General features: G+C 64.9%; 16 protein-coding genes. 12 read left to right on the top strand and 4 right to left on the bottom strand.

Annotation, left to right across the window (positions count from 1 at the left end):
* Nucleotides 1-210 precede the first annotated feature (210 nt).
* The 8 genes from GDN70_RS27350 (at nt 211) to GDN70_RS27315 (ending at nt 8,875) form a co-directional block, all read left to right on the top strand.
* Nucleotides 211-1,038: a hypothetical protein gene (locus GDN70_RS27350; protein ID WP_028143234.1), complete on the top strand. Its 828-nt coding sequence runs from the start codon at nt 211-213 to the stop codon at nt 1,036-1,038.
* A 105-nt stretch (nt 1,039-1,143) separates the two neighbouring features.
* A complete protein-coding gene (locus GDN70_RS27345; protein WP_028143233.1) occupies nt 1,144-2,034 on the top strand; it encodes an alpha/beta fold hydrolase in 891 nt (296 codons plus the stop codon).
* A gap of 136 nt (nt 2,035-2,170) precedes the next feature.
* Nucleotides 2,171-2,797 carry a GTP cyclohydrolase I FolE gene (gene folE, locus GDN70_RS27340; RefSeq protein WP_028143232.1) on the top strand — a complete coding sequence of 209 codons (627 nt, stop codon included), beginning with the start codon at nt 2,171-2,173 and terminating at the stop codon, nt 2,795-2,797.
* Nucleotides 2,798-2,824: 27 nt separating this feature from the next.
* Nucleotides 2,825-4,348 carry an FAD-dependent oxidoreductase gene (locus GDN70_RS27335; protein ID WP_038971566.1) on the top strand — a complete coding sequence of 508 codons (1,524 nt, stop codon included), beginning with the start codon at nt 2,825-2,827 and terminating at the stop codon, nt 4,346-4,348.
* Nucleotides 4,349-4,476: 128 nt separating this feature from the next.
* Complete coding sequence (locus GDN70_RS27330; protein WP_026201537.1) at nt 4,477-5,052, top strand: HdeD family acid-resistance protein; 576 nt, start codon at nt 4,477-4,479, stop codon at nt 5,050-5,052.
* 112 nt (nt 5,053-5,164) lie between these two features.
* Nucleotides 5,165-6,376, top strand: a complete 1,212-nt coding sequence (locus GDN70_RS27325; protein ID WP_152103287.1) for an ABC transporter substrate-binding protein — start codon at nt 5,165-5,167, stop codon at nt 6,374-6,376.
* 182 nt (nt 6,377-6,558) lie between these two features.
* Nucleotides 6,559-7,773, top strand: a complete 1,215-nt coding sequence (locus tag GDN70_RS27320; protein ID WP_152103286.1) for an acyl-CoA dehydrogenase family protein — start codon at nt 6,559-6,561, stop codon at nt 7,771-7,773.
* A gap of 139 nt (nt 7,774-7,912) precedes the next feature.
* Nucleotides 7,913-8,875 (top strand): alpha/beta fold hydrolase, encoded by a 963-nt coding sequence (locus GDN70_RS27315; protein WP_152103285.1) that lies wholly within the window; start codon nt 7,913-7,915, stop codon nt 8,873-8,875.
* Nucleotides 8,876-8,967: 92 nt separating this feature from the next.
* On the opposite strand, the gene GDN70_RS27310 is transcribed toward GDN70_RS27315, so the two are convergent.
* The 3 genes from GDN70_RS27310 to GDN70_RS27300 form a co-directional block, all read right to left on the bottom strand.
* Nucleotides 8,968-9,876 (bottom strand): LysR family transcriptional regulator, encoded by a 909-nt coding sequence (locus GDN70_RS27310; RefSeq protein ID WP_152103284.1) that lies wholly within the window; start codon nt 9,874-9,876, stop codon nt 8,968-8,970.
* 141 nt (nt 9,877-10,017) lie between these two features.
* Nucleotides 10,018-11,370: an epoxide hydrolase family protein gene (locus GDN70_RS27305; protein WP_152103283.1), complete on the bottom strand. Its 1,353-nt coding sequence runs from the start codon at nt 11,368-11,370 to the stop codon at nt 10,018-10,020.
* Between the two features lie 334 nt (nt 11,371-11,704).
* The gene (locus GDN70_RS27300) at nt 11,705-13,444 is read right to left on the bottom strand and encodes a methyl-accepting chemotaxis protein (RefSeq protein WP_038947784.1); all 1,740 of its coding nucleotides are present in this window, start codon (nt 13,442-13,444) and stop codon (nt 11,705-11,707) included.
* Between the two features lie 222 nt (nt 13,445-13,666).
* Here GDN70_RS27300 and GDN70_RS27295 point away from each other — a divergent pair, with 222 nt between their 5' ends.
* The 4 genes from GDN70_RS27295 (at nt 13,667) to GDN70_RS27280 (ending at nt 20,153) form a co-directional block, all read left to right on the top strand.
* Complete coding sequence (locus GDN70_RS27295; protein WP_038947785.1) at nt 13,667-15,049, top strand: ethanolamine ammonia-lyase subunit EutB; 1,383 nt, start codon at nt 13,667-13,669, stop codon at nt 15,047-15,049.
* 151 nt (nt 15,050-15,200) lie between these two features.
* Nucleotides 15,201-16,787 carry a B12-binding domain-containing radical SAM protein gene (locus GDN70_RS27290; RefSeq protein ID WP_038971571.1) on the top strand — a complete coding sequence of 529 codons (1,587 nt, stop codon included), beginning with the start codon at nt 15,201-15,203 and terminating at the stop codon, nt 16,785-16,787.
* A 6-nt stretch (nt 16,788-16,793) separates the two neighbouring features.
* Nucleotides 16,794-17,579, top strand: coding sequence for an ethanolamine ammonia-lyase subunit EutC (gene eutC, locus GDN70_RS27285; RefSeq protein WP_028143223.1), 786 nt, complete (start codon nt 16,794-16,796; stop codon nt 17,577-17,579).
* 207 nt (nt 17,580-17,786) lie between these two features.
* Nucleotides 17,787-20,153 (top strand): RND family transporter, encoded by a 2,367-nt coding sequence (locus GDN70_RS27280; protein ID WP_028143222.1) that lies wholly within the window; start codon nt 17,787-17,789, stop codon nt 20,151-20,153.
* A gap of 28 nt (nt 20,154-20,181) precedes the next feature.
* On the opposite strand, the gene GDN70_RS27275 is transcribed toward GDN70_RS27280, so the two are convergent.
* The gene (locus GDN70_RS27275; protein WP_152103282.1) at nt 20,182-21,015 is read right to left on the bottom strand and encodes a hypothetical protein; all 834 of its coding nucleotides are present in this window, start codon (nt 21,013-21,015) and stop codon (nt 20,182-20,184) included.
* Between the last annotated feature and the right edge of the window lie 65 nt (nt 21,016-21,080).

Below are 21,080 nucleotides of genomic sequence, written 5' to 3'. Positions count from 1 at the left end.
GCCTCGTCGGCCGGGCTCGCCGCCGGGGTGTGCCGTGCCTTCACCGCAACCGCGATCTTGCATAGCACAACGGTAACATATTTCCGTAATCGCGTTCCCGGGGGTTTGGTCACTCGGCCCAAGATGGGCTATGCTGGGTCGTTGCGTCGAGGACAAGAACGAGACTTCGGGAGCTGACATGGGACACCACCGACACGCGGGGCTGCATCCATGATGACGTTGCCGAGACTGGCGGCTGAATCCCTGGAGAAGCTGCTGGGTACGTTTATGCGGCGTCGGTACGGCGAGACCGCTGCAAGCATGGTCGAGAGCGCAACCCGCACCGCGATGGAATGCATCGGTAACAGCGATGCCCTTTACCATAATATCGAACATACGATGCTGGTGACGCTGGCGGGCCATTCGATCCTCAGTGGCCGAAATCTCCATACCCACCTGACGGCCGAGGACTACGTCCATGTCCTGATCGCCTGCCTCGCCCACGATATCGGCTATGTCCGCGGGCTGTTCGAGGAGGATGACATCGACGGCTTCGTCATCGATGCCGCCGACACCAAGATCTCGTTGCCGCGTGGTGCCTCCGACGCCAGCTTGATGATGTATCACGTCGACCGCTCGAAGCTCTATGTCTCGCGGCGGCTGCAGCACATTCCCGGTCTTGATCCTGAACGCATCGCCCGCGCTATCGAGGGAACGCGCTTTCCGGCTCAGGAGGGCCATGAGTATGACGTCGATGCCTCGATCCTGCGCGCCGCCGATTTCATCGGCCAGCTCGGCGATCCCAACTATCTGCGCAAGGCCAACGCGCTCTATTACGAGTTCGAGGAAGTCGGCATCAATCGCCAGCTCGGCTACGATTCACCGGCCGACATCGTGAACCGCTATCCACAATTCTATTGGAACAGCGTCGCACCGCACATCCAGACCGAGATCGGTTACCTCAACAAGACCGAGATCGGCCGGCAATGGATCGCCAACCTCTACAGCAACGTCTTCCGCGCCGAGCGCGACATCTCGCTATCCGGCCCGCAGAGATAGCCCTATAGCCCGGATAAGCGTAGCGACATCCGTGGCCGGCCGCGCCAGATTCCGGATATCACTTCGCTCATCCGGCCTACGACCGCGCAACTCCGTGAGCAAATCATGCAACAAAAAACCGTCACCACGGACATCCTCGACATCGCCTATCACGAATACGGCGCGCCGGACGGCTGGCCCTGCATCATGGGCCACGGCTTTCCCTATGACGTGAACGCCTATGCCGAGGCCGCCCCGATCATTGCCGAGGCCGGCGCGCGGGTGCTGGTGCCCTGGTTGCGTGGCTATGGGCCGACGCGGTTTCGCTTCGCGGACACGCCGCGCTCCGGCGAGCAGGCGGCGCTCGGCGCGGATCTGCTGGCCTTCATGGACGCGCTCGGCATCAAGCGTGCCGTCGTCGGCGGCTATGACTGGGGCGGGCGCGCGGCCTGCGTGGTCTCTGCGCTCTATCCGGAGCGCGTTGTCGGCCTCGTCTCCGGCAACTCCTACAACATCCAGAACATCGCCCGCGCCATGGAGCCGGCCTCGCCGCCGGAAGAGGCGGCGCTCTGGTACCAATATCTCTTCCACAACGAGCGCGGCCGCCGCGCGCTGGAGCGCAACCGGCGTGGCTTTGCCCGCCAGCTCTGGGCGATGTGGTCGCCGAAATGGGCGTTCGACGACACGACGTTCGAACGGAGCGCGGTGTCGTTCGACAATCCTGACTTCGTCGATGTCGTGATCCACTCCTACCGCCACCGCTACGCGCTGGTCGCGGGCGACCCCGCCTATGCCGCGATCGAGGCGAAGCTCGCGGGCCAACCGCCGATCCGCGTCCCGACCATCGCGATCGACGGCGACAGCGACGGCGTCAATCCCGGCACCGCCCATCACGCGCGCAAGTTCGAGGGCCCATTCGAGCGGCGTGTCTTCGCCGATGCCGGCCACAACCTGCCGCAGGAGCGGCCGGCCGAATGGGCGCAGGCGGTGGTCGAGGTCCGGAAAGCGGCCTCATAAAGGCCCTTTCTCGTCCGGCCGGCCGGCTTGTCTGCCATCCCTCCGATTTTTCCTGATCCTGGGAACCTTTTGCGATTGCAGCCGTCCAAGCTGAGGAGCCGCTTCTGTATGCGGCGCGTTGCAGGGGAGGATCTCGATGAAGTCACAAGTGCGCAAGCTGGAACGTGTCGCGGTGGCGCAGGCGCCGGTCGAACGGCCTGACAGGCCGGAGGTCGAGCAGGCGATCCGAACCATGATCCGTTGGGCCGGTGACGATCCCGCGCGCGACGGTCTGCGTGACACGCCGGACCGGGTCGCACGTGCCTTCGAAGAGTATTTTTCCGGCTATGCGCAGGATCCGACGGAAATCCTGCAAAAGACCTTCGAGGAGATCGAAGGCTATGACGAGATGATCGTGCTGCGCGGCGTTCGCTTCGAGAGCCATTGCGAGCACCACATAGCGCCGATCGTCGGCCGCGCCTGGGTCGCCTATATCCCGCAGGGCCGTGTCGTCGGCATCAGCAAGCTTGCGCGCGTGGTGGACATCTACGCGAAGCGCCTCCAGATCCAGGAGAAGATGACCGCGCAGATCGCCAATACCATCAACGACGTGCTCAAGCCTGAAGGCGTCGGCGTCATCATCAAGGCGACGCATCACTGCATGACGACGCGCGGCGCCCACAAGCCCGGGACCGATCTCGTCACCAGCCGCATGCTGGGCGTATTCCGCGACAATGCGCTGACGCGCCAGGAACTGTTGGGGCTCGCCAATTCGGACGATTGACCCGCGACTGCTCAAGGAGACGGCGCCATGACCGAGAACAACAAGCCGAGCGGACCCGACCTGAGCAAAGGCGTGTCGCTGACCGCGTTCAGGGATGGCAAACTGCTCGGTCATGTCGGCGAGGAGGACGTCCTGCTGGTGCAGGCCGGCAGCGAGATCTTTGCGATCGAGCCGGCCTGCAGCCATTACCACGGGCCGCTCGCCGAGGGCCTGGTGGTGGGAGACACCATCCGCTGCCCCTGGCATCACGCCTGCTTCTCCTTGCGCACGGGCGAAGCCACCCGCCCGCCGGCCCTGAACGCGCTGGCGGTGTGGGAGGTCGCGCGCGATCGGGACGACATCATCGTTCGGCGCAAGCGCGAGGCGCCAAAGCCGTCGACCGCTCATCGCAACGCGCCGACACCGGAGAAATTCGTCATCGTCGGCGGCGGCGCAGCCGGCTTCGCGGCCGCCGAGACGCTCCGGCGCGAGGGCTTTGCCGGCGCCATCACCATGCTCAGCGATGACGGCGCGATGCCGGTCGACCGGCCCAACCTCTCCAAGGATTATCTCGCGGGCAACGCACCGGAGGATTGGCTGCCGCTGCGGGGTCAGGACTATTATCAGGACGCGGGCATCGATCTCAGGCTCAACACCGACGTCTCCGCCATCGATGCGAAGACGCGCAACGTCACGCTCGGCAATGGCGACAGGCTTCCGTTCGACCGGCTGCTGCTCGCGACCGGCGCCGAGCCCGTCAAACTGCAGATCCCGGGCGCCGACCAGCCGCATGTCCACACCTTGCGCTCCGTCGCCGACAGCCGCGCCATCATCAAGGCCGCGGAGAGTGCCAGGCGCGCTTTGGTAATCGGCGCCAGTTTCATCGGCCTCGAAGTCGCGGCGTCCTTGCGGGCACGCAAGATCGAGGTGCACGTGGTCGCGCCGGAAGAGCGGCCGATGCAGAAGGTGCTCGGCTCCGAGATGGGCGACTTCGTGCGGTCGCTCCATGAAGAGAACGGCGTGATCTTTCATCTCAAGGACACAGTCGAAAAGCTCGACGGCACCCGCGCCACGCTGAAGAGTGGAGCTGTCATCGAAGCCGACCTCGTCGTGGTCGGCATCGGCGTCAAGCCGCGCCTTGCGCTGGCCGAGCACGCCGGCCTTGCGGCGGATCGCGGTGTCAGCGTGAGCGAATATCTCGAGACCAGTGTCGCCGGCATTTTCGCGGCCGGCGACATCGCGCGCTGGCCCGATCCGCATTCCCGGCAAACCATCCGCGTCGAACATTGGGTCGTTGCCGAACGCCAGGGCCAGACCGCGGCGCGCAACATGCTCGGCAAGCGCGAGCGCTTCGACGCGGTGCCGTTCTTCTGGTCGCAACACTACGACGTGCCGATCAACTATGTCGGCCACGCCGAGAGCTTTGACGAGGTCGCGATCGACGGCAGCATCGGAGGCAAGGACTGCCTGTTGAAGTACCGCAAGGACGGCCGCGTGCTCGCGATTGCTTCGATCTACCGCGATCTCGACAACCTCAAGGCCGAGCTCGAGATGGAGCGGTCGCGCGGCTGACGCGCCGCAGTCGATCTTGATTTGCGTCAATGTTACTGCCGGTACGGGTGCTCTGCTGGCTGTCGTCCCGGCACGATGCGTGCTATTCTGGCGCGTGCCCCCGGGCTACGCAAGCAGGAGTGGCCGTCATGACCAGTGCTTCGGACACGTCACATCACCCAAGTCTCGGCTCCGGCATCGCGGCGCTGCATGCCAAATGGGGCTGGATCGTCGCGCTCGGCGTCGTCTATCTCATCGCCGGCTTCATTGCGCTCGGCAGCATGGTGATGGCGACGGTGGCGAGCGTGATCGTGGTCGGCGCCATGATGATCGTCGCGGGCGTCACCGAGATCATCGGCGCGTTCCAGATGAAGAGCTGGGGCAAGTTCCTGATCTGGGCCTTGCTCGGCGTGCTCTACGTGATCGCGGGCTTCCTGACCTTCGAGAATCCGCTGTTCGCGGCGGTCCTGCTGACGTTGTTTCTCGGCGCCTCGCTGATCGCCTCGGGCGCCGTCAGGCTGTTTCTCGCCTTCAGCATGAAGCGCGAGAGCCCGTGGGTCTGGGTGGCGCTGTCGGCCGTCATCACGCTGCTGCTCGGCCTGCTGATCGTCGCGCGCTGGCCGGTGAACAGCGTCTATATCCTCGGCCTGTTCCTCGGCATCGACCTGATCATGGCGGGAGCGGGCTGGATCAGCCTGGGCTTCAGCTTGAAGCGGCGCGGCTAAGCCATCAGCAACTCGACGCAAGACCATCTTGCGGAACTCCGCTGATCTGACGCGCTGACAAAAAGCAGCACGCCGCGCGGCCGCCTCGCGCGGAGATCACCGGGGAGAAACCATGAAAGCCGCCTTGGCCCTGGCCGCAGCGCTCGCTGCCGCCTGCCTGTCCACATCCGTCTCCGCGCAAAAATCCTACGGTCCGGGCGTCAGCGACACCGAGATCAAGATCGGCAACACCATGCCCTATAGCGGGCCGGCCTCGCCGCTCAGCATCACGGGCAAGGTGATCGCGGCCTATTTCGACGAGGTCAACGAGAAGGGCGGGGTTGGCGGCCGCAAGCTCAATTTGATCTCGCTGGACGACGCGTTCTCGCCGCCCAAGACCATGGAGGCGGCGCGGCGGCTCGTCGAAGGCGACGGCGTCGCCTTCATCTTCGCGACCATGGGCACCGCGCCGAGCTCGGCGATCGCAAAATATCTCAACAGCAACAAGGTGCCGCAGCTGTTTCTGATCAGCTCGGCCTCGAAATGGAACGATCCGGCCAACATGCCGTGGTCGATGGCGCTGCCCTGGGCGCCGAACTACACCAGCGAGGCTGCGATCGACGTCGCCTATGCGCGTGCCAAGAACCCGAACGCGCGCTTCGCCGTGCTCTACCAGAACGACGATGCCGGCAAGGAATATCTTCGCGGCGTCAAGGAGGCGCTCGGCGCCGACGCCGACAAGGCGATCGCGATGGCCTCGAGCTTCGAGGTCGCGGACCCCACCGTCGATTCCCAGGTGCTGACGCTGGCGAACACCAAGGCCGACGTCTTCATGATCTATTCGGTGACGCCGCGCGCCTGCGCGCAGGCGATCCGGAAAGCCCACGAGGTCGGCTGGCAGCCGACGCGCTTCCTCGCTAGCGGCTGCGCCAACAAGGCGACCGTGATGGTCCCTGCGGGCCTCGAGGCCGGCAAAGGCGTGCTCTCGCTCGGCGCGCTCAAGCCGTTCGTCGAGACGCCGAAGGACGATCCGGCGATGACGGCCTATATCGACTTCATGAAGAAGCGCCTGCCCAATGCCGACGTCAACAACGTCGCCGGCCTCTACGGGTACACCGTCGCCGAGGCGCTGGTGGTGCTGCTGAAGCAGTGCAAGGACAATCTGACGCGCGAGAACATCATGGCGCAGGCCGCGAACCTGAAAAGCGTGCCGCTGTCGCTGCTGATGCCCGGCATCACGCTCAATACCACGCCGCAGGATTTCCGCCCGATCAAGGACGGCTATATGCTCCAGTTCGACGGCAACGACTGGGTGGTGGCGAGCGAGCTGTTGCGCGGGACCTGACGGGCAGCCGCAGAGACGGTGCACCCTCTCCCCTTGTGGGAGAGGGTGGATTCGCGAAGCGAAGCCGGGTGAGGGGTCTATCTCCGCGCACTCCTCTAACAATGGCATTCGCTGAAACAACCCCTCATCCGGCGCTTCGCGCCACCTTCTCCCACAAGGGGAGAAGGGAAGAGGAGAACCCAATGGACTTTCAACACTCCGCCCGTTCGCTGGAGCTCCAGGAGCGCGTCCGGCAGTTCATGCGGACACATGTCGAGCCGGTCGAGGAGGTCTATTACGAGCAGGTGAAGCCGGAGGCCGCGCGCTACAGGACGCCGCCTGTGCTGCAGGAGCTGAAGCGGCTGGCGCGGGAGCAGGGGCTCTGGAACCTGTTCTTGTCGGGCGAGCACGGCCCCGGTCTCACCAATCTCGAATATGCGCCGGTGAAGGAGATCATGGGCCGCATCCTCTGGGCACCCGAGGTCTTCAATTGCTCCGCGCCCGATGTCGGTAACATGGAGGTGCTCGCAAACTACGGCACCAGGGCGCAGCAGGAGCGCTGGCTGAAGCCGCTGCTGGAGGGCCGCATCCGCTCCGGCTTCTCGATGACCGAGCCGCAGGTCGCCTCCAGCGATGCCACCAACATCCAGTGCGCCATCATGCGCGATGGGGACGATTACGTCATCAACGGCCGGAAGTGGTTCACCTCAGGCGCGATGAACGAGGATTGCGAGATCCTGATCGTGATGGGCAAGACCGCGCCCGACGATCCCGACCGCCACCGCCAGCAATCCATGATCCTGGTGCCCAGGAACACGCCGGGCGTGCGCATCGTCCGCGATATGTTGACCTACGGCTATGACGACGCGCCGGTCGGCCATCCCGAGATCGTCTACGAGAACGTCCGCGTGCCCGCGGAAAACATGCTGCTCGGCGAGGGCCGCGGCTTCGAGATCGCGCAGGGGCGGCTCGGGCCCGGCCGCATCCACCATTGCATGCGGCTGATCGGCTGCGCCCAGCGCGCGCTCGAATTGATGTGCCAGCGATCAGTCTCCCGCGTGGCCTTCGGCAGGCCGCTTGCCGAGCAGGGCTCGGTGCGCGAGGACATCGCAAACTCGTTCTGTGAGATCGCGCAGGCGCGGCTCTTGACGCTGCAAGCCGCCGACAAGATGGACCGCGAAGGCAACAAGGCCGCGCGCGACCTGATCGCGGCGGCCAAGATCGTGGTGCCCAGCATGGCCGCCCGTGTCATGGACCGCGCCATCCAGATCCACGGCGCCGCCGGCGTCTCGCAGGACACGTTCCTGGCGCGTGCTTACGTCTACGCCCGCTTCATCCGCATCGGCGACGGGCCGGACCAGGTGCATCTGGCTGCTGTCGGCAAGGAGCTAATCAAGCGCGGCGGGGTGATGGGATAGGCAGACAGTTTCTCCGGGACTGGCCCAATGCGCGGAAGTATCTGGTCATAGGTAGCATGGTATGCTTGGATGACGGGATCACTTCAATGCGTGCATTGCCGACGTTGTTGCGCTCGGCACAAGAGCGAGCAGGTCAACAATGTGCAGTTTCGCCCCGAGCCGCCGGACGTCCGGCGCGCGATCCATCGCGGCAATCTTCGCCTCTATCCTGACGATCCTGATCATCTGCAGCGGCCCATCCGCGCTTGCCGCCGTGGAGCCCTTTCCCGCGGATTTCAAAATCCAGCGCATCTCGGTCAACGGCGTCACCCTGCATGTCCGCGTTGGCGGACAGGGACCGGCGGTCGTGCTCCTGCACGGCTTCGGCGACACCGGAGACATGTGGGCGCCGCTCGCCAAGGCACTCTACAAGGACCACACCGTGATCGTTCCGGACCTGCGCGGTATGGGGCTTTCGTCGCAACCCGCAGCCGGTTACGACAAGAAAAACCAGGGCGTCGACATCGCCATGGTCATGGACAAGCTCAACGTCCAGAAAGCCGATCTGGTGACGCACGACATCGGCAACATGGTGGGCTATGCGCTCGCGGCGCAACATCCCGACCGCATCACCAAATGGGTCGTCATCGACGCGCCGCTGCCCGGCATCGGGCCCTGGGACGAAATCCTGAAAAGCCCCATGCTGTGGCATTTCAACTTCCGCGGCCCTGACGTCGACCGCCTGGTCAAGGGCCGCGAGCGCATCTATCTCGACCGGTTCTACAATGAGCTGTCGGCCGACCCCAAGGCAATCGACGAAGCGACGCGCAACCATTATGCGAAACTCTACGCCCGGCCAGGCAACATGCATTACGCCTTCGAGCAGTTCGCAGCGTTCGGGAAAGACGCCAAGGACAACAAGGTTTTTGCCGGGACCAAGTTGAACATGCCGATCCTGGCCCTCGGCGCTGAAAAGTCGTTTGGCGATCAGCAAGTGGCGATCATGCGCGAAGTCGGCACCAAGGTTGACGGCGGTATCGTCACCGGCTCCGGACATTGGATCATGGAAGAGCAGCCGGCGCAGACCGTGAGCAAGGTGCGGGCTTTCCTCGACGGGAAATGACGGCAGCTGATTGGCTCTCGGTCATACCAGTCGAATCGTTGAGCGACGCGGCAGCGGCGCCAGCGCGCCGCGCATGAAGCCGCCGAGGCAAACTAGCGGCGCCTTCCTCGCGCTTCGTGATGGCGGAGCGCGTCGACGATCACCTTGAATGCGGCCGAGTTCTGCCGCGAGGTCGGATAATAGATATAGTAGCCGTCGAATTTCGGCGACCAGTCGTCGAGCACGATGACGAGCTCACCGGACCGGACCTGCCGTGTCACCATGTCCTCGGGGACATAGGCGATGCCGAAACCCTTGACGGCGGCGTCGATCATCGCCCGGGAATCATTGAAGGTCAGTTGTCCCTCGACGCGCACCCGGAGGTCGGGACCGTTCCTGGCGAACTCCCACACGTAGTGGCCGCCGGCCGCCTCGCGCCGCTTGATGCAGACGTGCTTCAGCAGGTCTTGCGGATGTCTTGGTTTCGGATGCTCCTTCAGATAGGCAGGCGAGGCGACCGCGACGAGCCGCCAGTCTGGACCGATACGCACCGCGATCATGTCCTTCTCCACGCTCTCGCCGAGGCGGATGCCTGCATCGAAACCGTCTTCGACGATGTTGCGGAAGGCCGTGTCGAGGCTGAACTCGACCTTGAGGTCGGGGTATTTTCCCAAGTCTGGCGACAGCTTCGGCCAGACGACCGTGTCCAGCGCATGGTCCGAGAGCGTGATCCGGATCGTGCCCGACGGCTTGTCACGCAGCGACATCAATGCGGCGATATCGCGCTCGATCTCTTCGATGCGGGGCGCAACCGATTTTTGAAGGCGCTCGCCCGCCTCGGTCAGGCCGACGCTTCGGGTCGTGCGCGTGAGCAGCCGCAGCCCCATCTGCGATTCCAGGCGCTTGATCGTATGGCTGAGCGTCGATTGCACCACGCCCAGTTTCAAAGCGGCCTTCGTGAAGCTGCGCTCGCGGGCGACGGCCACGAAAGCCAGCAAATCGTTGAAATCCTGGCTTGCCATGGCCGCCACTATTCATGGCCCATATCGATGAATGCAAGCAAATTATAGCGGCTAATCGACCGCCGGCTTCCGGTCTCGGTCTGGCAACCGCAAAAGCTTTCGCGGAATCGCGTTGATCGACATGTCGAGCCGCTGAGCGCGTCAGTTCGCGCGCCGAAGCGGTTTGAACGCGGCGCGTAGCTCCGCGGAAAAAAGCTCGGGCTGCTCCCAGGCCGCAAAATGACCGCCTTTGTCGACCTCATGGAAGTAGGTCAGGTTGCGATAGGCGCGCCGGGCCCAGGTCTCCGGGGCTTGATAGCTCTCGCCGGGAAAGACGGTGATGGCCACGGGAAGCGAGATCTCCGCGGTCTTCTCGGGGGCGGCGAGAGCGGGACTGCGCCCGCTGTATTCCCAGTAAAGTCGCGCCGACGAAACCGCGCTGTTCGTCAGCCAGTAGAGCGTGATGTCGTCCAGCACCTCGTCGCGGGACTTCTCGGGGTCGGTGCCATCGTAATTCCAATGCGAGAACCCTGGATGACCGAGCATCCAGGCTGCCAGCCCCGCAGGAGAATCCGTCAAGCCGTAGCCGACCGTCTGCGGCCTCGTTCCCATCATCACCGCATACGACCGGTTGCCCATCCTGGCAGCCGCGCTGAATGCTTCGAACGCGGTGCGTTCCTTCTCGGACAGTCCCGCCGGGGCAGGCCCGCCGGCGGCGAGGATCGCGGCGATGTCGGGCGGGACGATCGCCGGCAAGTTGATGTGAATGCCGAGCAAGCCTGCCGGCGCCAGCCGCGCCATCGCGCTGGAGACGGGCGAACCCCAATCGCCGCCCTGGGCGACGTAATGGGTGTAACCCAGCCGCTTCATGAGATCTGCCCAGATGCGCGCGGTGTGCTCGGGGCCCCAGCCGGTATCGCGCGGCTTGCCGGAGAATCCGTAGCCGGGCATCGAGGGGATCACCACGTCGAACGCGTCCTCAGGCCGTCCGCCATGGGCCGTTGGATCCGTGAGCGGATCGATCACCTTGAGCTGCTCGAACACCGATCCCGGCCAGCCATGGGTGATCACGACAGGGAGCGCATTGGGATGTCTGGAGCGGACATGGATGAAATGAATGTCGATCCCGTCGATAGCAGTGACGAATTGCGGAAGCGCGTTCATCTTTGCTTCGATCTTCCGCCAGTCGTAGCCCGTGCCCCAATAGTGCACGAGCGACTGGAGCTTCGCCAGCGGGATGCCCTGCGACTGATCGGAAACGGTCTCGCGGTCGGGCCAGCGTGTCGCCAGCACACGACGGCGGAGCTCGACGAGATCCTGCTCGGGAATGTCGATACGGAACGGGCGAATGACGCTCTCGTCGGCCGCCAGCGCGCCGTGAACGGAAAACACGCTCGCGGAGATCGCCGCTGCAATTCCAATCGCAGCGGTGCCGAGAAGCGCGCGTCGATCTCTGTCGATGATGATTGCGGATTTGGATGACGAATTGGATGGCAAATTGGATGACATGGGCATCGGAGTGCCTCCTGGCTTCAGGCGATCGGCGCCTGCGGGGCAGGACACTCCTTCGTCTGGCTCTGCAACATGGCGTGGAGGCCGGCCGATAGCTCGTTAGGCGTTGTTAGATGCTGTGAGCCGTCGCCGGCGTGGCGAAGGGCACAAGCTCAGCATCGCTGTCCATTTCCGCTTGGGAACGACTTCGAAAAATCAGCAGTCATCGTGCAGGCCGCGCCAGGCCATTGATAGTGCTGACCCCGTCTACTGTGCATGGGGTTGTTTTCGCACTTTTGTCTGGAGCAGGCTCGCCGCGGCCCCTGCAGCGGCGGACGCGCCAATCATCCGGCCTTGATCATCCCGCTCTGGCGATGCGGCCGTCCGCCGATCCCGCGCGCAAATTCTGGAAAAACTTCTCCACCTCGCGCGACAGCGTGTCCGCGGTCTCGGTCAGGCTGCCCGCCGCCGTCAACACCGAGGATGCGGCGGTATCGGTCTCGCCGATGGCGTCGCGCAGCGAGGTGATGTTTGCGACCAGCGTCTCGTTGCCCTGCGCCGCGCTTTGCGCGTTGGACGAGATCTCGCGCGTGGCGGCGTCCTGCTGGCCGATGGCGCCGGCGATTGCGGAGGTGACCTCGTTGATCTCGCGCACCGCGCCGCCGATCTCGCGCACGGCATCGACCGCGTTGCGGGTCGAGGCCTGGATCATCGAGACGTTCTCGCTGATCTCCGCGGTGGCCTTGGCGGTCTGGCCCGCGAGCGTCTTCACTTCATGAGCGACCACGGCAAAGCCGCGGCCGGCGTCGCCGGCGCGCGCGGCCTCGATGGTCGCGTTCAGCGCCAGCAGATTGGTCTGCTCGGCGATGGCCTGGATCAGATTGAGCACGCCGTCGATGCGTTGCGTCGCCGCGGCGAGGCTCTCGATCTCGGAGATCGACTTCTCGGTGCGCTGGCCGGTCTGCTCGACCGCGCCGGCGCTCTGCCGCACCTGGCGGCCGATCTCGACGACCGAGGCCGACAGTTCCTCGGCCGCGCCGGCCACCGCCGTGACGTTGTGCGAGGCCTGCTCGGTGGCATTGGCCGCCGTGCCGGCGCGGCTAGAGGCATCCGCGGTGACGCGCGTGATGGTCTGCGCGGTCTCGCGCATGACCGAGGCGTTGTCGCTGAGGCCGCGCATGATCGCGCCGATCGCCCCGCGAAACTCCTCGACGGACTGTTCGATGTGGCGCGCGCGCTCCTCGCGCGCGGCGGAGCCCTGCGAGACCTGCGCGGCGAGGTTGCGGTTGCGGCCCATGGCCTCCTGGAAGACCTGGATCGCGCGTGCCAGCGCGCCGATCTCGTCGGCGCGGTCGGAGTGCGGCACCACGACATCCTCGGTGCCGTCGGCGACCTGCTTGATGGTCGCGGTGATCGCGGCGAGCGGCCGGGCGACCGAGCGGGCGATGATGACGATGCCGATCACGACCAGGGCCAGCGCCACGCCGCCGAGGCAGGTCAGGACGAAGGAGAGGGTGCGATTGGTCTCCGTCTCGCGCGCGATCTGTTTGGCGCGCTCGGCATAGACCTTGGACAGCGCCTCGAGATCCTTGTTCAGCGCCGAGCGCACGGTGCGGTTGGCATCGTTGTCGCCCCATTCGCGGCCCGCGGCCGCATTGATCTCGACGCCGCGGCGCACCAGTTCCTTGCGGAACTCGACGAACTGCTCGATGCGCTTCTTGAAGGTGGCGAACTGCTCGGCATCGTCGGCTTTAACGATGGTCTCCCAGCGCTTCACGACGTCGAGGATCTGGGCGTTGAACTTGAGCAGGCCCTCGCCGTATTTCTTCACCACGGCGGGCTCGGTCGACATGTAGACGCCGCGCGATTCCATCACGACCGCATAGACCAGCGAGTTGACGCGCTCGACGTTCAGAGCTGCGGCGTTCGCCGTCTCGATCGCGCTGGTCAGGTCGGCGCCGCGGCGGCTGTTGTAGTCGGACAGCATCGCGATCGCAGCCGTCAGCAGCGCGAACAGTGCGAAGATCGCATAGAGCTTGGTGGCAAGCGTGAAACGGCCAGCCAGCTTGGCGGCATTCCCAGATCGGTCTGATGTCATGGTGTTCAGGGGCCCGGAATGGCCTGAAGCGGCCGGTGAGCGGGGTGGTTCGAATTTGATGCAAAACTATGCAGAACGAAGATGGATGCGGCGTTAACACGGCCGTTGGCTGCCTCCGTCCTTGGTCGTAGGAAAGGCAAGTTATTTCAGCGTCTTGATCCGAAGGTAGAGTTTCAGGATAGTCTTAGGTCGGCCACCGGCCGACGCACCCCGGAGAGACCCTTGGTCTACCGCCATACCATCGACGCCACGACCCACACCTTCCCGGACCTGCGCGACCTGCTTGCCAGGGCGACGCCGCCGCGCTCCGGCGACCGGCTGGCCGGGATCACCGCCGACACCGCCGAGCAGATGATCGCGGCGCGGATGGCGCTCGCCGACGTCCCGCTCGGCCAATTCCTGCAGGAAGCCGTGATTCCCTACGAGGCCGACGAGGTCACCCGCCTCGTCATCGACAGCCATGACGCGAAGGCCTTCGCGCCGGTGGCATCCCTGACGGTTGGTGCCTTCCGCGACTGGCTGCTGTCGGATGCCGCAACGCCCGAAATCCTGCGCAAGCTGGCGGGCGGCATCACCCCGGAGATGGCAGCGGCAGTGTCGAAGCTGATGCGCAATCAGGACCTGATCCTGGCGGCGCGGAAATGCGAGGTCACCACCGCCTTCCGCAACACCATCGGCCTGAAGGGGCGGATGAGCACGCGGCTGCAGCCCAACCATCCCTTCGACGATGCCAGGGGTATCACCGCCTCGATCCTCGACGGCATCCTGCTGGGTGCCGGCGATGCCTGCATCGGCATCAATCCCGCGAGCGACGATCCGGCCGTCATCGCGCAATTGCTGCGACTGCTCGACGAGATCATCACGCGGCTGAAGATCCCGACGCAAGCTTGCGTGCTGACCCATGTCACGACGACGCTGGCGCTGATCGGGCAGGGCGTGCCGGTCGACCTCGTCTTCCAGTCGGTCGCCGGCACCGAGGCCGCCAATCGCAGTTTCGGCATCGACCTTGCGCTTCTGAAGGAGGCGCAGCAGGCCGGGTTGTCGCAGGGGCGCGGCACGGTCGGGCAGAACGTGATGTATTTCGAGACCGGCCAGGGCTCGGCGCTGTCGGCGGGCGCCCACCACGGCGTCGATCAGCAGACCTGCGAGGCGCGCGCCTATGCGGTCGCCCGCGCCTTTGCCCCGCTGCTGGTCAACAGCGTGGTCGGCTTCATCGGCCCGGAATATCTCTATGATGGCAAGGAAATCATCCGCGCCGGGCTGGAGGATCATTTCTGCGGCAAATTGCTCGGCCTGCCGCTCGGGATCGACATCTGCTACACCAACCACGCCGAGGCGGACCAGGACGACATGGACAATCTGCTGACGCTGCTCGCAGCCGCCGGCGTCACCTTCATCATGGGTGTCCCCGGCGCCGACGACGTCATGTTGAACTACCAATCGACGTCTTTTCACGACGCGCTCTATGTCCGGGACGTCTTCGGTCTGCGCCGCGCGCCGGAATTCGACGACTGGCTGGTGCAGGCAGGGATTACTGGCGCCGATTTCCGACTTGCCGGCGATGCAGGCCTGCTGCCCGATTTTGCCTCGCGGCTGATCGCCTGAGGCTGGAAGCTCCCTAAGGCCTTCAGGAAACCATTGGTCCCTCTCCGAATTATGCTTGTGCCACAATATTGAGAAATTCCGGCGGCAGCATTACGCTATGTGTCTGGCTGGCTATTTCCGCAACCAGGTCGAGCGTGGCGGGGGAGCTTTGATGCGAGCTGAAAGTAACGGAACGTCGCGGCGGATTCTCTGTGTGTTTCCGCGCTACACCTCGTCGTTCGGGACGTTCGAGCATTCCTATCCCCTGACCGATGGTGTCCGTGCCTTCATGCCGCCGCAGGGGCTGCTGCTGATCTCGGCCTATCTGCCGCAGGATTGGCAGGTCAAATTCGTCGACGAGAACCTGCGTCGCACGACCAGGGAGGAGTTCGAGTGGGCCGAGGTGGTCTTCGTCAGCGGCATGCACATCCAGCGCCAGCAGATGAACGACATCTGCCGCCGCGCTCATGAATTCGATCTGCCGGTCGCGCTCGGCGGTCCCTCCGTCAGCGCCTGTCCCGACTATTATCCGTCCTTCGACTATCTCCATGTCGGCGAGCTCGGCGATGCCACCAACCAGCTGATCGAGATCCTGTCGCGCGACACCACGCGTCCTGAGGAACAGGTGGTGCTCACCACCAAGGACCGCGTGCCGATGACGGAGTTTCCGATCCCGGCCTACGAGCTTGCCGACGTGAAGAAATACATGCTCGGCAGCATCCAGTATTCCAGCGGCTGTCCCTATCAGTGCGAGTTCTGCGACATCCCCGGCCTCTACGGCCGCAATCCACGCCTCAAAGCGCCGGAGCAGATCATCGCCGAGCTCGACCGCCTGCGCGAATGCGGCATGACGGACACGGTCTATTTCGTCGACGACAATTTCATCGGCAACCGCAAGGCGGCGCTGGATCTGCTGCCGCATCTGATCGAATGGCAGAAGCGGACCGGCTACGTGGTGCGGCTCGCCTGCGAGGCGACGCTCAACATCGCCAAGCGGCCCGAGATCCTCGAGAAGATGCGCGAGGCCTATTTCATCACCATCTTCTGCGGAATCGAGACGCCCGATCCCGACGCGCTGAAGGCGATGCAGAAGGACCACAACATGATGGTCCCGATCCTGGAGGGCGTGCGCACCATCAACTCCTACGGCATGGAGGTCGTCTCCGGCATCATCATGGGACTCGACACCGACAAGCCGAATACGTCTGAGGCGCTGCTCGGCTTCGTCGAGGAGTCCCGGATTCCGCTGCTGACGATCAACCTGCTTCAGGCGCTGCCGAAGACGCCGCTGTGGGATCGGCTGGAGCGCGAGGGTCGCCTGGTCGAAGACGACGGCCGCGATTCCAACGTCGACTTCCTGCTGCCCTATGACGACGTCGTCGCGTCCTGGAAGCACGCGATGGCGGTCGCATATGCGCCCGAGAAGGTCTACGCGCGCTTCCAGTATCAATGCGACCACGTTTATGTTCACCGCCTCAAGGTGCCGACCCCGGACGAGATGAAGACCTGGGCCAACATCAGGCGTGGCCTCGTCATGCTGCGCAACATCTTCTGGAAGGTCGGCGTGCTCGGTGACTACAAGCGCGTGTTCTGGAAGTTCGCGCTGGGGCGCCTCAAGCGCGGCGATGTCGAAGGCCTGATCGGATGCACCCTGATCGCGCACCATCTCATCACCTTTGCGCGCGCGGCCTCCAGCGGCAGGCAGAACGCCTCGAATTACTCGATCCGGCTGCGCGAGGCCGCCGTTCCCGCCGAATGATGCGACATGTCTGATCCGGCCCTGCCGCGCCGTCCGACCCTCGATCTGCGGGCGTTCACGCCCGCGCGCGTGGCGCTCGGGCGCAGCGGCGCTAGCGTGCCGACCAAGGCGCTGCTCGATTTCACGCTCGATCATGCCCGCGCCCGCGATGCCGTGCATGCCGCCTTCGATGCAGCGCGTATGGTCGCCGATCTCGGCGCGCTGGGGCTTGCCGTCACCGAGGTGAGGAGCCAGGCGGTCGACCGCAGGGACTATCTGCGGCGGCCGGATCTGGGACGACGGCTCGACCCCGGCTCGGCCGAGGTCTTGGCGCGAGCGGCTTCGGCGCCGTGCCGGCTTGCGCTCGTGATCGGCGACGGCCTGTCCGCGGCGGCGGTCCACGCCCATGCGGTGGCCCTGGTGAGGCGCCTGCTGCCGCTGCTCGCGGAAGGGGACGACGTCGCGGTCGGCCATGTCGTCGTCGCGTCAGGCGCGCGCGTCGCGCTCGGCGACGAGATCGGCGCCATTCTCGGTGCGCGCATGGCCTTGATGCTGATCGGCGAGCGGCCGGGCCTGTCGGCGCCCGATAGCCTCGGCGCTTATCTGACCTTTGCGCCGAAGCCCGGCCGCACTGACGCCGAGCGAAATTGCGTGTCCAATATCCACCACGCCGGGTTGAGCTACGACGAGGCCGCCTTCAAGATCGCCTGGCTGGTCCGCGAGGGGCTGGCCCGGCAGGTCAGCGGCGTGGCGCTGAAGGACGAGAGCGCGGACCGCGCGCCGCGTCGAATTGGCACGGCATTGCCCGAATGACGGGCATCCCCGGTCCAGATCGCCACTTCTTGATCGATTCGGCCACACTTCGCCTGCTTGCGAAAAGACCGGTTCACCTGCTAAACCCCTCGCGGCGATTTTCCGCGCATTTTCAAAGGGCAAGCCTCCCATTGGTATGGCGTTTTCAAGCCGTTCGCGGGGCGCACTAAGCTCTCAGCCCGAGCCGATTTAGGAACTGGATAAGGCATGCTCGAAAAGCACAGCGAGAATGAGGTTCATGTCGACAAGGTCGAGCAGGGACCTACGTCCTCGATCGCCTTCGGGCTGGAGCGCATCGGGCTGATCGCCGTCCGGGCGCCGATCGTCTCCTGCATCGTCCTGCTCGTCCTGATCGTCGGAGCCGTGTTCGGCATCCACCGGATCAAGATCGACGATTCGCTGTCGCAGCTGTTTCGCTCCGACAGTCGCGAATTCCATCAATATGAAGAGGTCACGAAGAAGTTCCCGGCCGAGGAATTCGACGTCCTCGTCGTGGTCGAGGGCAAGAACCTGCTGGCCCGGAATAATCTGGAGAAGCTGCGCGACTTCGTCACCGACCTGCAACTGGTCGAAGGCACGCGCGGGCTGGTCTCGCTGTTCTCGGCGCGCCAGGCGCCGGCACCGGGCAAGCTGCCGGCGGCGCTGTTTCCGGCCGAACTGCCCGAGGGCGCCGACTACGACAAGTTCATCGAGACCGTCAAAAACAACGAGATCATCCGCGGCAAGCTGTTGTCGGAAGACGGCACGCTGGCGCTGATCGTGCTGTCGCTCGATCCGGAGGTGGTGGCGTCCAGCAAGCTGACCAAGACCGTGGGCGACATCCGCGCCCTGATGAAGGAGGATCTCAGCGACACCGGTCTCAACGTGCAGCTCTCGGGCGTGCCGGTCATGCAGCTCGAGATCCGCAATGCCGTCGAACGCGACGGGCTGACCTACAACATCCTCGGCATTCTCGCCGGCTGCATCATCGCCATCATCTTCTTCCGCAAGATCTCGTTCATGGTCGCCGCGGCGTTTCCGCCGATGATCGCGATCCTGTTGGCGCTCGGCGCGCTCGGCTGGGCCAATTTCAATCTCAACATGTTCCTGAACGTGATGACGCCGCTCATCATGGTCATCAGCTTCTCGGACTCGATGCAGCTCACCTTCGCCGCGCGCGACCGGCTGATCGCGGGCCAGGACAAGTTCACCGCGTTCAAGAACGCGGTGCTGGTGGTGGGCCCGGCCTGCGTGCTGACGCACGGCACCGCCGGCATTTCCTTCATCGCGCTGCAGTTCTCCAACTCGGACCTGATCCGCAAGTTCGGCGAGGCGGGCCTCGCCGCCACCATCATCGCGCTGGTCGCGGTGCTGTCGCTGGTGCCGGTGTTCGGCGTGCTGCTCGTGCGCAACGAGAAGACGTTCGCGGTCAAGTTCCAGAGCGCGGATGCCGGCGTCCAGGCGCTGCGCAATTTCTGCTATTGGATCGCGGTGCGGATGGTGGGCCGGCCCGGCCTGTTCAGCCTGATCGCAGTGCTGTTCGTCGGCGGCCTCGGCGTCATCTACGCCAATCTGGAGCCGCGCTACCGGCTTGCCGACCAGGTGCCGGACAAGCGTCAGGCGGTCGCTGCCAGCAACCGGCTCGACGCCAAGCTCACCGGCGCCAACCCGGTCAATGTGCTGATCCAGTTCCCCAAGGGTGAATCGCTCTATTCGCCGGAGACGCTGCAGACCATCGCGGACGTGCATGCGACCGTGGAGAAGGCGGCCGGTGTCGGCAATGTCTGGTCGGTCGAGACCCTGCGCCGCTGGCTTGCGGAAAAGGCCGGCAGCGCCGACGTCGCGACGCTGAAGGAATATGTCAGCGTCATTCCCGAGCATCTGGTGCGGCGCTTCATTGACGCCGAGCAGGACGCGGTTGTGGTCGCCGGCCGCGTGCCGGACAAGGATTCCAGCCAGCTCCTGCCGATCGTCGACAAGCTCGATGCCGAGCTCGACGCCGTCCGCAAGAAGCATCCGGGCTACGAGGTCGCGGTGACGGGCCTTGCCGCGATCGCGGCGCGCAACTCGGCCAGCATGATCGAGAAGCTGAACCGCGGGCTCACCGTCGAATTCGCGCTGGTCGCGATCTTCATCGGCCTCGCCTTCCGCTCCTGGGTGGTGATGTTCGCCTGCATCCTGCCGGGCATCTTCCCGGTGGTGATGTCGGGAACGGTGCTGTGGGCGATGGGCGAGGGCCTGCAATTCGCCAGCGTCGTCGCGCTTACGGTCTCGTTCGGTCTCGGCCTCAGCGCCACCATCCACTTCCTCAACCGCCTCCGGCTCGAGAGCAAGCCGGGCGTCGGCTCGGCGCTCGCGGTGGAGCGCGCGACCGTGCTGGTCGGCCCGGCGTTGATCCTGACCACGGTGGTGCTGGCCTGCGGCCTCGTCGTCACCGTGTTCTCCGACCTGCCATCGCTGCGGCTGTTCGGCTGGCTCAGCGCCTTCTCGATGGTGATGGCCTTGGTCGCCGACCTCTTCATCCTGCGGCCGACGGCGATGTGGCTGATCAACCTGCACGCCAAGCTGCAGGGGACCGACAAGCCGGCAATCTGAGCGGCGAGGCAGCTAAGGCTGCCCTGCCTCACGCCTCGATCCGGACGATCCCGTACGGATTGAACTTGAAGTCGTCCTCGGCGTAGTCCTGCTCGTGCGAGAGCGTGAGCTTGCGCTCGCGCAGCGTCGCCTCGATGCCGCGCTCGGCCATGGCGTTGGCGATCTCCTCCATCGCCATCACCGCGGACCATTCGTTGCCGCGCGATTTCGCGACATGGACCTCCGGCAGGCCGACGAGGTGATAGCCGACGGTCTCGTAATAGCTGTTACCGGCGAGCGGGCGCTTGGCGAAGGCAAGGCGGCAGGCCCTGGTGACGGCGGGGGTCATGCTGAGGCCCTGGCTGGTTATGGCGCCCTTGCGCGCCTGATCCATGAGACCTCGCCACCGCGCGATGCCGTGAGCGACGCCGGCGCTCTCGCCCTTCGCCGCGACGGCGCCCGCGTCGAGCATCTCGTCCACGATCTGCAGGGCCGCGGCTGAAAAGGCGGCCGTCTTCTGCTGAGCCATCGGCGGGCCCAGCACGTAGAGGACTGATTTGTGGTTGGCCACGGCCGCTTCGTCGGATGCGGACCATGCCTTCGGGAAGACGCGGTCCCAGCACACCCCGAACGACCGCTCCATGTGCGGATCGGGCTTTGCTTGCGAATGGGTGCGGTCGATCTCGAAGCCTAAATCGGCGATCGTCTCGGCCACCGCCTTCGGCGGTCGCAGCAGGCTTTCATTCTTTCCAAGGAAGCAGAGCACGTGACGCGGCTTCACGGACGAAGGCTGCATGTTTGCTCCCTGCTGATCATAGGCGAAGGCGCGAGTGGCGACGAAGAGCCCGGCGGCCTTGAGCAGATGTCTGCGTATCGGGTCCATCTCGGCAAGTCCGTTCCGGGTGAGTTCATGCCAGCAAAAAGCCCCCGGCTCGCGAGAACCGGGGG

The sequence above is a fragment of the Bradyrhizobium sp. TM102 genome (assembly GCF_009176685.1).
Lineage (GTDB): Bacteria > Pseudomonadota > Alphaproteobacteria > Rhizobiales > Xanthobacteraceae > Bradyrhizobium > Bradyrhizobium ottawaense.
Note: the sequence above shows the minus strand (reverse complement) of the source record. Positions and strands in the feature narration are given on the sequence as shown.

What these genes read in the sequence shown, in the direction of transcription:
- GDN70_RS27315 (WP_152103285.1), top strand. Translation starts at nt 7,913, where the DNA reads ATGTGCAGTTTCGCCCCGAGCCGCCGGACGTCCGGCGCGCGATCCATC.
- GDN70_RS27305 (WP_152103283.1), bottom strand. Translation starts at nt 11,370, where the DNA reads ATGCCCATGTCATCCAATTTGCCATCCAATTCGTCATCCAAATCCGCA.
- GDN70_RS27275 (WP_152103282.1), bottom strand. Translation starts at nt 21,015, where the DNA reads ATGGACCCGATACGCAGACATCTGCTCAAGGCCGCCGGGCTCTTCGTC.
- GDN70_RS27330 (WP_026201537.1), top strand. Translation starts at nt 4,477, where the DNA reads ATGACCAGTGCTTCGGACACGTCACATCACCCAAGTCTCGGCTCCGGC.
- GDN70_RS27300 (WP_038947784.1), bottom strand. Translation starts at nt 13,444, where the DNA reads ATGACATCAGACCGATCTGGGAATGCCGCCAAGCTGGCTGGCCGTTTC.
- GDN70_RS27335 (WP_038971566.1), top strand. Translation starts at nt 2,825, where the DNA reads ATGACCGAGAACAACAAGCCGAGCGGACCCGACCTGAGCAAAGGCGTG.
- GDN70_RS27320 (WP_152103286.1), top strand. Translation starts at nt 6,559, where the DNA reads ATGGACTTTCAACACTCCGCCCGTTCGCTGGAGCTCCAGGAGCGCGTC.
- GDN70_RS27345 (WP_028143233.1), top strand. Translation starts at nt 1,144, where the DNA reads ATGCAACAAAAAACCGTCACCACGGACATCCTCGACATCGCCTATCAC.
- GDN70_RS27290 (WP_038971571.1), top strand. Translation starts at nt 15,201, where the DNA reads ATGCGAGCTGAAAGTAACGGAACGTCGCGGCGGATTCTCTGTGTGTTT.
- GDN70_RS27310 (WP_152103284.1), bottom strand. Translation starts at nt 9,876, where the DNA reads ATGGCAAGCCAGGATTTCAACGATTTGCTGGCTTTCGTGGCCGTCGCC.
- GDN70_RS27280 (WP_028143222.1), top strand. Translation starts at nt 17,787, where the DNA reads ATGCTCGAAAAGCACAGCGAGAATGAGGTTCATGTCGACAAGGTCGAG.
- GDN70_RS27350 (WP_028143234.1), top strand. Translation starts at nt 211, where the DNA reads ATGATGACGTTGCCGAGACTGGCGGCTGAATCCCTGGAGAAGCTGCTG.
- GDN70_RS27325 (WP_152103287.1), top strand. Translation starts at nt 5,165, where the DNA reads ATGAAAGCCGCCTTGGCCCTGGCCGCAGCGCTCGCTGCCGCCTGCCTG.
- eutC (WP_028143223.1), top strand. Translation starts at nt 16,794, where the DNA reads ATGTCTGATCCGGCCCTGCCGCGCCGTCCGACCCTCGATCTGCGGGCG.
- folE (WP_028143232.1), top strand. Translation starts at nt 2,171, where the DNA reads ATGAAGTCACAAGTGCGCAAGCTGGAACGTGTCGCGGTGGCGCAGGCG.